The sequence below is a fragment of the Clavibacter sp. genome, assembly GCF_014802555.1.
GTDB classification, from domain to species: domain Bacteria; phylum Actinomycetota; class Actinomycetes; order Actinomycetales; family Microbacteriaceae; genus Clavibacter; species Clavibacter sepedonicus.
Map to the genome: position 1 here is coordinate 1 of NZ_JAAVCB010000018.1, position 13,512 is coordinate 13,512.

Annotated in this window: 9 protein-coding genes; 8 read left to right on the forward strand and 1 reads right to left on the reverse strand. The window is 69.7% G+C overall.

Features of this window, described 5'->3' with window-relative positions:
* Positions 1-163: 163 nt before the first annotated feature.
* Positions 164-832, reverse strand: coding sequence for an MBL fold metallo-hydrolase (locus HDR73_RS02100; protein WP_041464287.1), 669 nt, complete (start codon positions 830-832; stop codon positions 164-166).
* A 306-nt stretch (positions 833-1,138) separates the two neighbouring features.
* On the opposite strand from HDR73_RS02100, the gene rpoB reads away from it, so the two are divergent.
* The 8 genes from rpoB to HDR73_RS02140 all read left to right on the forward strand — a co-directional run bounded on the left by rpoB (position 1,139) and on the right by HDR73_RS02140 (position 13,258).
* Complete coding sequence (rpoB, locus tag HDR73_RS02105; RefSeq protein ID WP_012297742.1) at positions 1,139-4,627, forward strand: DNA-directed RNA polymerase subunit beta; 3,489 nt, start codon at positions 1,139-1,141, stop codon at positions 4,625-4,627.
* A 48-nt stretch (positions 4,628-4,675) separates the two neighbouring features.
* On the forward strand, positions 4,676-8,575 hold the full coding sequence (locus HDR73_RS02110) for a DNA-directed RNA polymerase subunit beta' (RefSeq protein WP_012297743.1): 3,900 nt from the start codon (positions 4,676-4,678) through the stop codon (positions 8,573-8,575).
* A 186-nt stretch (positions 8,576-8,761) separates the two neighbouring features.
* On the forward strand, positions 8,762-9,247 hold the full coding sequence (locus HDR73_RS02115; protein WP_223842690.1) for a hypothetical protein: 486 nt from the start codon (positions 8,762-8,764) through the stop codon (positions 9,245-9,247).
* A gap of 205 nt (positions 9,248-9,452) precedes the next feature.
* Positions 9,453-10,301, forward strand: coding sequence for an amino acid ABC transporter substrate-binding protein (locus HDR73_RS02120; protein ID WP_041464289.1), 849 nt, complete (start codon positions 9,453-9,455; stop codon positions 10,299-10,301).
* A gap of 44 nt (positions 10,302-10,345) precedes the next feature.
* Positions 10,346-11,011, forward strand: coding sequence for an amino acid ABC transporter permease (locus tag HDR73_RS02125; RefSeq protein ID WP_012297746.1), 666 nt, complete (start codon positions 10,346-10,348; stop codon positions 11,009-11,011).
* On the forward strand, positions 10,998-11,837 hold the full coding sequence (locus HDR73_RS02130; protein WP_041464290.1) for an amino acid ABC transporter ATP-binding protein: 840 nt from the start codon (positions 10,998-11,000) through the stop codon (positions 11,835-11,837). The genes HDR73_RS02125 and HDR73_RS02130 overlap by 14 nt, the downstream gene beginning before the upstream one ends.
* Positions 11,838-11,910: 73 nt before the next feature.
* The gene (locus HDR73_RS02135; RefSeq protein WP_012297748.1) at positions 11,911-12,813 is read left to right on the forward strand and encodes a hypothetical protein; all 903 of its coding nucleotides are present in this window, start codon (positions 11,911-11,913) and stop codon (positions 12,811-12,813) included.
* 19 nt (positions 12,814-12,832) lie between these two features.
* Entirely contained in the window at positions 12,833-13,258 is a 426-nt protein-coding gene (locus HDR73_RS02140) for a DUF6121 family protein (RefSeq protein WP_106408665.1), read from the forward strand.
* The last annotated feature ends 254 nt before the right edge of the window (positions 13,259-13,512 follow it).

The window sequence follows — 13,512 nt, forward strand, 5'->3', positions numbered from 1 at the left end:
AACGGGGCGTTAGCGTGAGTCACGAAGACCTCCGTGGACGTTGATGAGTGTGGTAACCCACATCGTCCCGGAGGTCTTCGCTATCCGCCCCAGCGTTCACAACCTCCCGAGGAACTACACCTAGGCGTCCGTCCCGCGCCGGGGCCCGGCCGCGGGCGTCCCGTCACCAGCCGCGCGAGCGCCAGTCGGCGAGGGATGCGCGCTCCGCGCCGAGCGTCGTCGAGTCGCCGTGCCCGGGATGCACGTGCGCGTCGTCGGGGAAGCGCGCGAACAGGCGCTCCTCGACGTCGTCCATCAGCTGCCGGAAGCGGCCGGCGTCGCCCTGCGTGTTCCCGACGCCGCCGGGGAAGAGCGAGTCGCCCGTGAAGAGGTGGGTGCTGCCGTCGCCCGGCTGCAGCACGAGCGCGACGCTGCCCGGCGTGTGCCCGCGGAGCGCGACGACCTCGAGGGCCACGCTGCCGAAGGCCACCTGGTCGCCGTGCGCGAGGCGCCGGTCGGCGTCGACGGGCAGGTCGCCCGCGTCGGCGTCGCCCACGGCGGAGGCCGCGTCGGTCGCGTCGAGGACGGCGGCGAGCGCGCCGTGGTGGTCGGCGTGGCCGTGCGTGGTGACGACCACGGCGAGCCGCCCCACGGGATCCGGCTCCGCCACGAGCGCGAGCAGCCGGTCGACGTCGGAGGCCGCGTCGACGAGCAGGCGCTCGCCGGAGTCGAGGTCGGTGAGGAGGTACGCGTCGTTGTCCATGGAGCCGACGGACGCCTTGCGGATCTCCACGTCGCCCGCCACGTGCACGTGCGAGGGGCCGCCGGGGGACACGTGCCAGGGTGCGCTCATGCCGAAAAGGCTACGCGCGCGAGGACCCCCGCGATCAGGGCAGCCGGACGTTATACACCGAGACACGCCGAGGATGCAAGATTTCGCTGGACATGGCGCGTCGCGACCCGTATGGTGATCCTTTGCGCTCCCACTCCCTTTTGCCTTCATATTGCGGTCGGTCATCGTGTGCGCTCGGGTCGATCCCGAGCCCATCCCGCGAGGTGTGGCGAGCAACTCCATCAGGATCGGCACGGGTCACGTCCCGGGTCGGTCTCGGCGTATCGACGACATCGGAGCCCGACGGGGCCCACGGAGGTAATTTCCTTGGCTGCTGCGCGCAACGCAACTCCCACTCCCCAGAACGGTCGCGACGCATCGCGGCTCTCGTTCGCGAAGATCACTGACACCCTCACCGTCCCCGACCTCCTCGCCCTGCAGACCGAGAGCTTCGACTGGCTCGTCGGCTCGGACGCGTGGAAGCGGCGCGTCGAGGAGGGCACCAAGCAGGGTCGCACCGACCTGGCGCTCAACTCCGGCCTCGAGGAGATCTTCGAGGAGATCTCCCCCATCGAGGACCTGGGCGAGACCATGCAGCTCGGGTTCACGAACCCGTACCTCGAGGAGCAGAAGTACTCCATCGACGAGTGCAAGGAGCGCGGCAAGACCTACTCCGCTCCCCTCTACGTCGAGGCCGAGTTCATGAACCACCTCACGGGTGAGATCAAGACCCAGACGGTCTTCATGGGCGACTTCCCCCTCATGACGGAGAAGGGCACGTTCATCATCAACGGCACCGAGCGTGTCGTCGTGTCCCAGCTCGTCCGCTCGCCCGGCGTGTACTTCGAGCGCCAGCAGGAGAAGACCTCCGACAAGGACATCTACTCCGCCCGCGTCATCCCCTCGCGCGGCGCCTGGCTCGAGTTCGAGATCGACAAGCGCGACCAGGTCGGCGTGCGCATCGACCGCAAGCGCAAGCAGTCGGTCACCGTGTTCCTGAAGGCCCTCGGCCTCACCAGCGAGCAGATCCTCGAGGAGTTTAAGGGCGTCGCGTCCATCGAGCTCACGCTCGAGAAGGACTCCATTCTCACCAAGGAGGAGGCCCTCAAGGACATCTACCGCAAGCTCCGTCCCGGCGAGCAGGTCGCTGCCGAGGCCGCCCGCGCGCTGCTGGACAACTTCTACTTCAACCCGAAGCGCTACGACCTGGCGAAGGTGGGTCGCTACAAGATCAACCGCAAGCTCGGCATCGACAAGCAGCTCACCGACTCGGTGCTCACGGTCGAGGACATCCTCGCGACCATCAAGTACCTCGTGTCGCTGCACGCGAACGAGACGAAGATGAACGGCACGCGCGACGGCAAGCCCGTCGAGCTGCGCCTCGACGTGGACGACATCGACCACTTCGGCAACCGCCGCATCCGCGCGGTCGGCGAGCTCATCCAGAACCAGGTCCGCACCGGCCTGTCCCGTATGGAGCGCGTCGTCCGCGAGCGCATGACCACGCAGGACATCGAGGCCATCACGCCGCAGACCCTGATCAACGTGCGCCCCGTCGTCGCCGCGATCAAGGAGTTCTTCGGCACGAGCCAGCTGTCGCAGTTCATGGACCAGAACAACCCGCTCGCGGGTCTCACCCACAAGCGCCGCCTCTCGGCGCTCGGCCCGGGTGGTCTGTCCCGTGAGCGCGCCGGCGTCGAGGTCCGCGACGTCCACCCGTCGCACTACGGCCGCATGTGCCCCATCGAGACCCCGGAAGGCCCGAACATCGGCCTGATCGGCTCGCTGGCGTCGTTCGCCCGCATCAACTCGTTCGGCTTCATCGAGACCCCGTACCGTCGCGTCGTCGACGGCGTGGTCACCGACCAGATCGACTACCTCACGGCCAGCGAGGAGGACGAGTTCCTCGTCGCCCAGGCCAACGCGCCCCTCACGAAGGACTTCCGCTTCGCGGAGGACCGCGTCCTCGTCCGCCCCAAGGGCGGTGAGGTGGAGCTCGTCGCGAAGGAGAACGTCCACTACATGGACGTCTCCCCGCGCCAGATGGTGTCGGTCGCGACCTCGCTCATCCCGTTCCTCGAGCACGACGATGCGAACCGCGCGCTCATGGGCGCCAACATGCAGCGTCAGGCCGTCCCGCTGCTGCGCAGCGAGAGCCCGCTCGTCGGCACCGGCATGGAGGGCTACGCGGCCATCGACGCCGGCGACGTCCTCACCGCCGACGCCTCGGGCGTCGTCGCCGAGGTGTCCGCCGAGGTCGTCACCATCCAGCTCGACGAGGGCGGCACGCAGACCTATTACCTGCGCAAGTTCGACCGCTCCAACCAGGGCACGAGCTACAACCACCGTGTCCTGGTCTCGGCCGGCGACCGCATCGAGGCCGGCGAGGTCATCGCCGACGGCCCCGCCACGGAGAACGGCGAGCTCGCGCTCGGCAAGAACCTGCTCGTCGCGTTCATGCCGTGGGAGGGCCACAACTTCGAGGACGCGATCATCCTGAGCCAGAACCTGGTCAAGGACGACACCCTCTCCTCCATCCACATCGAGGAGTACGAGGTCGACGCGCGCGACACCAAGCTCGGCAAGGAGGAGATCACCCGTGACCTCCCCAACGTCAGCCCGGAGCTGCTCGCCGACCTCGACGAGCGCGGAATCATCCGCATCGGCGCCGAGGTCCGCCCCGGCGACATCCTCGTGGGCAAGGTCACGCCGAAGGGCGAGACCGAGCTCAGCGCCGAGGAGCGCCTGCTGCGCGCGATCTTCAACGAGAAGAGCCGCGAGGTCCGCGACACGTCCCTGAAGGTGCCCCACGGCGAGCAGGGCACGATCATCGGCGTCAAGGTCTTCGACTCGCAGGACGGCGACGACGAGCTCGGCTCGGGCGTCAACCAGCGCGTCGTGGTGTTCATCGCGCAGAAGCGCAAGATCACCGAGGGCGACAAGCTCGCCGGCCGTCACGGCAACAAGGGCGTCATCTCCAAGATCCTGCCGGTCGAGGACATGCCGTTCCTCGCCGACGGGACCCCGGTCGACGTCATCCTCAACCCGCTCGGCATCCCCGGCCGCATGAACTTCGGCCAGGTCCTGGAGACCCACCTCGGGTGGAGCGCCAAGCAGGGCTGGGAGGTCGAGGGCAAGCCCAAGTGGGCCGAGCGCCTGCCCGACCACGCGCGCCAGGCTCCGGCCGGCACGAAGGTCGCCACCCCGGTGTTCGACGGAGCGCTCGAGGAGGAGATCGCCGGCCTGCTCGACTCGACGACGGTCACCCGCGACGGCGACCGCCTCATCGGATCCAGCGGCAAGACGCGCCTGTTCGACGGCCGCTCCGGCGAGCCGTTCCCCGAGCCCGTGTCGGTCGGCTACATGTACATCCTGAAGCTGCACCACCTGGTGGACGACAAGATCCACGCGCGCTCCACGGGTCCCTACTCGATGATCACGCAGCAGCCCCTGGGCGGTAAGGCCCAGTTCGGTGGCCAGCGGTTCGGTGAGATGGAGGTCTGGGCGCTCGAGGCCTATGGCGCCGCGTACGCGCTGCAGGAGCTCCTCACCATCAAGTCGGACGACATCCTCGGCCGCGTGAAGGTGTACGAGGCCATCGTCAAGGGCGAGAACATCCAGGAACCGGGTATCCCCGAGTCCTTCAAGGTCCTGATCAAGGAGATGCAGTCCCTCTGCCTGAACGTCGAGGTGCTCTCGGCGGACGGCCAGGCGGTCAGCCTGCGCGACACGGATGACGAGGTCTTCCGCGCCGCGGAGGAGCTCGGCATCAACATCTCCACCCGCTTCGAGTCGTCCAGCATCGACGACATCTAAGCCCGCTCAAGACTTTCGACTCGAAGCTTTCCAAGGAGAGAAGGAAAATTGCTCGACGTAACAACTTTCGATGAGCTGCGGATCGGCCTGGCCACGGCCGATGACATCCGCCGCTGGTCGCACGGTGAGGTCAAGAAGCCCGAGACCATCAACTACCGCACTCTGAAGCCCGAGAAGGACGGCCTCTTCGGAGAGCAGATCTTCGGACCCAGCCGCGACTGGGAGTGCTCCTGCGGCAAGTACAAGCGGGTGCGCTTCAAGGGCATCGTCTGCGAGCGCTGCGGCGTCGAGGTCACCAAGTCCGCGGTCCGCCGCGAGCGCATGGGACACATCGAGCTCGCCGCGCCCGTCACGCACATCTGGTACTTCAAGGGCGTCCCGTCGCGCCTCGGCTACCTGCTCGACATGGCGCCGAAGGACCTCGAGAAGGTCATCTACTTCGCCGCCTACATGGTGATCAGCGTGGACGAGGATGCTCGCCACGAGGACATGCCTGGCCTCGAGAACGAGCTCCGGCTCGAGATCAAGACCCTGCAGGACCAGCGCGACAGCCAGATCGCCGAGCGCCTCGGGCGTCTCGAGACCGACCTGGCCGCGCTGGAGGCCGAGGGCGCCAAGAGCGACCAGAAGCGCCGCGCGAAGGACGGCGCCGAGAAGGAGATGGGTCAGACGCGCAAGGCGTTCGACGAGGACATCTCCCGTCTCGAGCGCGTCTGGGAGGAGTTCCGCAGCCTCAAGGTCGGCGAGCTCAAGCCCGAGGACGCCGTCTTCCACGAGCTGCAGGACCGCTTCGGCATCTACTTCGAGGCCCACATGGGCGCCGAGGCGATCCAGAAGCGCCTGGAGGCCTTCGACCTCGAGGCCGAGGGGGAGCTGCTCCGCGAGCAGATCGCCACCGGCAAGGGCCAGAAGAAGATCCGCGCCATCAAGCGCCTGCGCGTCGTCAGCTCCTTCCTCGCCACCGGCAACTCGCCGGCCGCGATGGTGCTGCAGGTCGTCCCGGTCATCCCGCCGGAGCTGCGCCCGATGGTGCAGCTCGACGGCGGACGCTTCGCGACCAGCGACCTGAACGACCTGTACCGCCGGGTCATCAACCGCAACAACCGCCTCCGTCGTCTGCTGGATCTCGGCGCCCCCGAGATCATCGTCAACAACGAGAAGCGCATGCTGCAGGAGGCCGTCGACGCGCTGTTCGACAACGGCCGCCGCGGTCGTCCCGTCACGGGCACCGGCAACCGCGCGCTCAAGTCCCTCAGCGACATGCTGAAGGGCAAGCAGGGCCGGTTCCGCCAGAACCTGCTCGGCAAGCGCGTGGACTACTCGGGCCGCTCGGTCATCATCGTCGGACCGCAGCTGAAGCTGCACCAGTGCGGTCTGCCCAAGCAGATGGCGCTCGAGCTGTTCAAGCCGTTCGTCATCAAGCGCCTGATCGACCTGAGCCACGCCCAGAACATCAAGGCCGCCAAGCGCATGGTCGAGCGCAGCCGCGGACAGGTCTGGGACGTGCTCGAGGAGATCATCCGCGAGCGCCCCGTGCTGCTCAACCGCGCGCCCACGCTCCACCGTCTGGGCATCCAGGCGTTCGAGCCGCAGCTCGTGGAGGGCAAGGCGATCCAGCTGCACCCGCTCGTCTGCGCCGCGTTCAACGCGGACTTCGACGGCGACCAGATGGCCGTCCACCTGCCCCTGTCGGTCGAGGCCCAGGCCGAGGCGCGCATCCTGATGCTCGCCTCGAACAACATCCTCAAGCCGTCGGACGGACGCCCGGTCACCCTGCCCACGCAGGACATGATCATCGGCCTGCACCACCTGACCACCCTCAAGGAGGGCGTCGCCGGTGAGGGTCGCGCGTTCAGCTCGGTGGCCGAGGCCATCCTGGCGAAGGACCAGCTCTCGCTGGACCTCAACGCCAAGGTGCGCATCCGCCTGCACGACATCTACTTCGGCGAGGGCGAGGCGCCCGAGGGCGTCGAGCTCGACGAGAAGGGCAAGACGGTCGGCCCCGTGCTGCTCGAGACCACCCTCGGTCGCGCGCTGTTCAACGAGACCCTGCCGGTCGACTACCCCTACATCGAGGCCGTCGCCGACAAGGGCAAGCTCTCCGAGATCGTCAACGACCTCGCGGAGCGCTACCCCAAGGTGGAGGTCGCGGCAGCGCTCGACCGGATCAAGGACGCGGGCTTCTACTGGGCCACGCGCTCCGGCGTCACGGTCGCCCTCTCCGACGTGCTGACCCCGCCCACCAAGGCGGCCATCCTGTCGGGCTACGAGAAGCAGGCCGCCAAGGTCCAGGGCCAGTTCGAGAAGGGACTCACGACGAACGCCGAGCGTCGTCAGGAGCTCATCGAGATCTGGAACAAGGCCACCGCCGAGGTCGCGAAGGCGATGGAGGACAACCTCCCCGCCGACAACAACATCAACCGCATGGTGTCCTCCGGGGCACGAGGCAACTGGATGCAGGTCCGCCAGATCGCCGGCATGCGCGGCCTCGTGTCGAACCCGAAGGGCGAGATCATCCCCCGCCCGATCGTCCACTCGTACCGCGAGGGCCTGACGGTGGCGGAGTACTTCATCTCCACCCACGGTGCTCGCAAGGGACTGGCCGACACCGCGCTGCGCACCGCCGACTCCGGGTACCTCACCCGTCGTCTGGTGGACGTGTCGCAGGACGTCATCATCCGCGAGGACGACTGCGGCACCAGCCGTGGTCTCGACCTGCCGATCGCCACGAAGGGCGCCGACGGCTCGTCCGTCCGCGACTCCAACGTGGAGAACTCGGTGTACGCCCGCTCTCTGGCCGCTGACGCGGTCAACGAGGCCGGCGAGGTCGTCGCCCCCGCGGGCAGCGACGTCGGCGACGTCATGATCGACCACCTGATCGCCGCCGGCGTGCACGAGATCAAGGTTCGCTCCGTCCTGACCTGCGAGTCCGCCGTCGGCGTGTGCGCGGCCTGCTACGGCCGCTCGCTCGCCACGGGCAAGCTCGTCGACATCGGCGAGGTCGTCGGCATCATCGCGGCCCAGTCGATCGGCGAGCCCGGCACGCAGCTCACGATGCGCACCTTCCACACCGGTGGTGTGGCATCGGCGGACGACATCACGCAGGGTCTGCCCCGCGTGCAGGAGCTCTTCGAGGCCCGCACCCCCAAGGGTGCGTCGCCCATCGCGGAGGCGGCCGGTCGCATCACCATCGAGGACACGGATCGCAGCCGCAAGGTGATCCTGACCCCGGACAACGGCGACGAGCCGCACATCTACCCGGTGCTCAAGCGGGCCACCCTCCTCGTGGAGGACGGCCAGCACGTCGAGCTCGGGCAGCAGCTGCACGTCGGCGCCATCGACCCGAAGGAGGTCCTCCGGGTCAAGGGCGTGCGCGAGGTGCAGAAGCACCTCGTGGGCGGTGTCCAGGGCGTCTACCGCTCGCAGGGCGTCCCGATCCACGACAAGCACATCGAGGTCATCGTGCGGCAGATGCTGCGCAAGGTCACGGTCGTCGAGCACGGCGACACGGACCTCCTCCCCGGTGAGCTGGTCGACCGGGCCCGCTACAACGAGGTCAACCGTGCCACGCTGACGGAGGGCAAGAAGACCGCCTCCGCCCGCCAGGAGGTCATGGGCATCACCAAGGCCTCGCTCGCGACCGAGTCGTGGCTGTCGGCCGCGTCCTTCCAGGAGACGACCCGCGTGCTCACGCAGGCCGCCATGGAGGGCAAGTCCGACCCGCTGATGGGCCTCAAGGAGAACGTCATCATCGGCAAGCTGATCCCGGCCGGGACGGGGCTCGCGAAGTACCGCGACGTCACCGTCACCGCGACGGAGGAGGCCAAGGCCGAGCGCTACCCGAACCGCATCTTCACGGATGAGTCGGTGTTCAACGAGTCCGACCTGAGCTTCGTCGACTTCGACAGCTTCAGCTCGGACGACTACACGCCCGGCACCTACAACTAGGACCGCCGGCGCGTGAGCGCACGATGAGAAGGGCCCCGCTCCGGCGGGGCCCTTCCTCGTTGACGGGGCGTGCATCGCGCGCCCCCGTCCCGCCGCCCGCGTGCCCCCGGGCCGGGCGACGCCGCGGCGATACAGTGGGCGGACCCGGCGGCACCGACGCCGGGGACCCGAGGAGGCGTCGTGCGGATGCTGGAGGACGTGGTCCTGGCATGGCGGGCGCACGCGCTGCGCTACGCGACCGAGGCCGCGTCGCCGACGGGCGGCGCATCCGGTTCCGGATCGTGCCCCGACTGCGACGCCTCGCCCTTCACGGACCAGGAGGCGATCCCGCGGGACGCGCCCCACACGGCGATCCACCCGCTCATCGCCGCCCTCGAGGTCGCGCGCGCGGAGGCGGCCCGCGACGCCCGCGAGCGCCTCTACCGCGAGACGCGCGGGCCGGTCTACCGCGACCACCCCTTCGGCATGCCCGCGTTCGTCGACTACGGGGAGCGCGAGGAGGAGATCCAGCAGGTGGTGGACCAGGCGATGGAGCGCGAGCTCGCCCCCCTCGCGCCCGTGATCCGGCGGGCCCTCGACCGCTTCGTCAACCTGCGGCTCGTGGCGCTCGAGGGCGAGATCGGCCCGGTGCCCGACGGCCGCGACGGGTCGGACCCCGAGCCCCTCTTCTAGCGGCCGCACGGACAGGCCGGCGTCGGGATCCGTCATCCGGCGACATGGGAATACCGACACGGCGAGGGCGTTGAGACCATGGCGGTCGGCGCACCCGGACGGGTTCCGGACACCACGCGCCCCGCACCGCGCACGCAGCACCCGCACACAGCACCCGCACGAGGCGATCCCCCTGAGGAGATCCGCCGTGACCGCAAGGACCCCCATGACGCTCCGCCCCCGCCTCCGCCCCTCCCTCGCCCTCACCGGCCTCCTGGCCGCCGCCGCCCTCGGTCTCGCGGGCTGCGCCTCGGGCGACGCGGGCACCGGATCCGCGAACGGCACGTCCGGCACGCCGGCCGCCGCGACGAGCCTCTCCGACGTCAAGGCGAAGGGCGAGCTCGTCATCGGCACCGAGGGCACGTACTCGCCGTTCTCCTTCCACGAGGGATCCGGCTCCGGCGCGCTCACGGGCTACGACGTCGAGGTCGCGACCGCGGTGGCCGACAAGCTGGGCGTGAAGCCCGTCTTCGAGGAGACCCAGTTCGACGGCATCTTCGCGGGCCTCGAGGCCGGCCGCTGGGACGTCATCGCCAACCAGATCTCCATCACGGACGAGCGCAAGACGGTCTACGACTTCTCCGAGCCGTACACGGTCTCGCCCGGCGTCATCATCGTCAAGGGCTCCGACTCGGGCATCTCCTCGTTCGCCGACCTCGAGGGCAAGACCACGGCCCAGTCGCTCACGAGCAACTGGAACGAGCTCGCCACCCAGAGCGGCGCCAAGGTCGAGGCCGTCGAGGGCTTCGCCCAGGCGGTCACGCTCCTCCAGCAGGGCCGCGTCGACGCGACGATCAATGACCGCCTCACGCTCCTCGACTACCAGAAGCAGCAGGGCGACTCCGACTTGAAGGTGGCCGCGGAGACCGACGACCCGTCGCTCAGCGCGCTCGTCTTCCGCAAGGGCAGCGACGACCTCGTGGCCGCGGTCGACCAGGCGCTCGCCGACCTGCGCGCCGACGGCACGCTCGCCGGCATCTCCGACAAGTACTTCGGCGCGGACGTCTCGCAGTAGCCCGCCGCGTACGCTGACGGACGAGGACGAGACGAGGGGATCGCATGTCGAGGGAGTGGGACCTGTTCTGGTCGTCCTTCGGGCCGCTCGCGCTCGAGACGATCCGCGGCACCATCCCGCTCGCCCTCGTCACGTTCGCCCTGGGTCTCGCGATCGCGCTGGGCCTCGCGCTCATGCGCCTCTACGGCAACCGGCTCGTCTCGGGCATCGCGCGGTTCTACATCTCCGTCGTCCGCGGCACCCCGCTGCTGGTGCAGCTCTTCGTGATCTTCTACGGCCTGCCGTCCATCGGCGTCGTGCTGCCGCCGTGGCCGAGCGCGGTGATCGCCCTGTCGCTGAACGTGGGCGGCTACGCGGCGGAGATCATCCGCGCGTCGATCCTGTCGGTCCCGCGCGGCCAGTGGGAGGCGGGCCACACCATCGGCATGTCCCGTGCCCTGACGCTGCGCCGCATCATCGTGCCGCAGGCCGCCCGCGTGTCCGTGCCGCCGCTGTCGAACACGTTCATCAGCCTGGTGAAGGACACGTCCCTGGCCTCCGTGATCCTCGTGACCGAGCTCTTCAAGCAGGCGCAGCTCATCGCGTCGTCCACGTTCGAGTACATGCTGCTGTACCTCGAAGCTGCGCTGATCTACTGGCTCGTCTGCCTCGTGCTCTCGTTCGCGCAGACCCGCCTCGAGAGGAGGCTGGACCGGTATGTCGCCCACTGACCCGCACGCTCCCGCACCCGCCGCCGCGCGCACGCCCGGCGAGCCCGTCCTCACCGTCCGCGGCCTCCGCAAGTCGTTCGGCGACAACGAGGTGCTCCGCTCCATCGACCTCGAGGTCCGCCGCGGCGGCGTGACCGCGCTCATCGGTCCGAGCGGATCCGGCAAGACCACCGTCCTCCGCTCCCTCAACGGGCTCGAGGTGCCCGAGGAGGGCGTGGTCGAGGTGGCGGCGGCCGACGCCGACTCCCGATCCCGGACGTCCGGCCCCCTCCGCGTCGACTTCGCCGCGAAGCCGCGGCACCGCGAGCTCCTCGCCCTGCGCGACCGCTCCGCGATGGTCTTCCAGCAGTACAACCTCTTCCCGCACAAGACCGTGCTCGAGAACGTCATCGAGGGACCAGTGCAGGTTCAGCGCCGCCCGGTCGCCGAGGCCACGCGCGAGGCCGAGGAGCTGCTCGCGCGCGTCGGCCTCTCCGACAAGCGCGACCAGCACCCCTTCCAGCTGTCCGGCGGGCAGCAGCAGCGCGTGGGCATCGTGCGCGCGCTGGCGCTGCGGCCGCAGATCCTGCTCTTCGACGAGCCGACCTCGGCGCTCGACCCGGAGCTCGTGGGCGAGGTGCTCAGCGTCATCAAGGAGCTCGCCGACGAGGCGTGGACCATGGTGATCGTCACGCACGAGCTGGCCTTCGCCCGGCAGGTGGCCGACGAGGTCGTGTTCATGGACGGCGGCGTGGTCGTCGAGCGCGGGCACCCGTCCCAGGTCCTGCAGCACCCGACCGAGGAGCGGACACGCCGCTTCCTGCAGCGGCTGCTCGAGCCCTTCTAGCCGCTCGCTCCCATCTGGGCGCGCCCCGGCACGCCGCCGGGGCTGGGCGGCGCCGCCGAGGTAGGTTCGTGCCATGACCGACGACAGGCCCGCCCCGCACCGACAGCCCGACGAGGCCGACCAGCCGCTGGATCCCCGCACGCCGGACGAGCGCGCCGCCGCCGCGTTCGACGACGGTCCCGCCGACCGCGGCGCGGACTCCGCGCACTCCGACACCTCGACCTTCGACCAGACGGCCTTCGCGGCCCCCGTCGACGAGGACCACGAGAACCGCGAGCGCGAGCGGCGCGAGTCCGAGGCCCGCGTCGCCGAGGCCCGCGCGCGCGACGACCGCGAGCGCGAGGCCCGCGAGGCCGACGCCCGCGAGCGCGACGAGCGCGACCGCCGCGCCCGCGACGAGGAGGCAGCGCGCCAGTCGCAGTCGCAGCCCATCTACGTGCAAGCTCCCGTCCCGCCGGAGAAGCGCGGCAACCGCGGCTTCGGCGTGCTCATCGCGGTCGTCGCCGCCATCCTCTTCGCCCTGCTCTACTCGCTGGGCACGGCGCTCCTCGCGTCGGTGCGCAACCCGGACGCCTTCGGCGACGTCTTCGGGCGGTACCTGCTGTCGCCCGTCTTCTACGTGCCGACCATCGCGTTCCTCGTCTTCTTCGTGCTGCTGGCGCTCCTGGTCAACCGCGGGAAGTGGTGGGCGTTCGTCCTCGGCGGCCTGCCCGTCGCGATCCTCGTCTACGCCGCGTACGTCGGCACGCGCCTCCTCCAGGGCGGCGTCATGGACCTCGCGCCCTCGGAGCAGGCGCTCCTGCTCCAGCGCACGGTGACCTTCCCCGACGGGATCCTCGCGGGCTTCCTCGCCCGTGAGCTCGTGACATGGCTCGGCGCCGGCATCAGCGCCCGCGGCCGCCGCGTCAAGGCGAAGAACGTCGAGGCGCGCGCCGAGTACGACCGGAAGCTGGCGGAGCAGCCGGACCACCGCTGACGCGTGTCAGGCTGGGGGAGTGATCCCCCTCCTGGCCGCCGTCATGCACGTCGCGCTCGTCGTGTGCGTCTTCGGCTTCGCCGCCCTCTTCGGCGGTGACGACGTGATCCCTGAGCGGGATGCGGGCGTGCTCCTCGGGCCGGTCATGGTCGTGAGCGCGACGCTCGTCTTCGCCGTCGGCCTCATCCGCACCACGCGCGCCGCTGACCGCGAGCGGCGGATCCCCGTCCTCCCGGTGCTCGGCTGGGGCGCCGGAGCATGGCTCGCCTACGGGATCGTGGGCGCCGTCCTCTACCTCCTCGGCGGCGCGGACGTGTTCGCGAGCCTCGCGTTCGCTGTCCGTCACCTGGTGGATCCGTTCGGCATCGCCGTGCTGGGGATCTCGGCCCTGCTGGGCCTCGGCGCCGTCGCGCTGGCCGCCCGCGGCCCCTCGTCCACCGTTTGACCGGCGAGTCGCGGAACTGTATCGTTGCGGGGGTGTGCGCTCAGGCGTGCGCTCGTGTCGTGCCGTGAAGTCGGTGCGCCGAGCCGCCCAGGAGCGCACCGACCAGGGTTCGTCCATTCGGCCGGCCCCCACGGCATACCCGCCGGCGCCTCCCACTCCCGTGGTCGGCGGACGCGCGGGTCCAGTTGAACTCGATCCCCGTCCGCGGGCGTCGAATGCTGACCATCAACCCGCTGTCACCGTGCAGCATCGAG

Bases quoted from the DNA above. Each gene is read 5' to 3' on its own strand.
- HDR73_RS02100 (WP_041464287.1), bottom strand. From the start codon at position 832: ATGAGCGCACCCTGGCACGTGTCCCCCGGCGGCCCCTCGCACGTGCAC.
- HDR73_RS02115 (WP_223842690.1), top strand. From the start codon at position 8,762: ATGCTGGAGGACGTGGTCCTGGCATGGCGGGCGCACGCGCTGCGCTAC.
- HDR73_RS02120 (WP_041464289.1), top strand. From the start codon at position 9,453: ATGACGCTCCGCCCCCGCCTCCGCCCCTCCCTCGCCCTCACCGGCCTC.
- HDR73_RS02125 (WP_012297746.1), top strand. From the start codon at position 10,346: ATGTCGAGGGAGTGGGACCTGTTCTGGTCGTCCTTCGGGCCGCTCGCG.
- HDR73_RS02130 (WP_041464290.1), top strand. From the start codon at position 10,998: ATGTCGCCCACTGACCCGCACGCTCCCGCACCCGCCGCCGCGCGCACG.
- HDR73_RS02135 (WP_012297748.1), top strand. From the start codon at position 11,911: ATGACCGACGACAGGCCCGCCCCGCACCGACAGCCCGACGAGGCCGAC.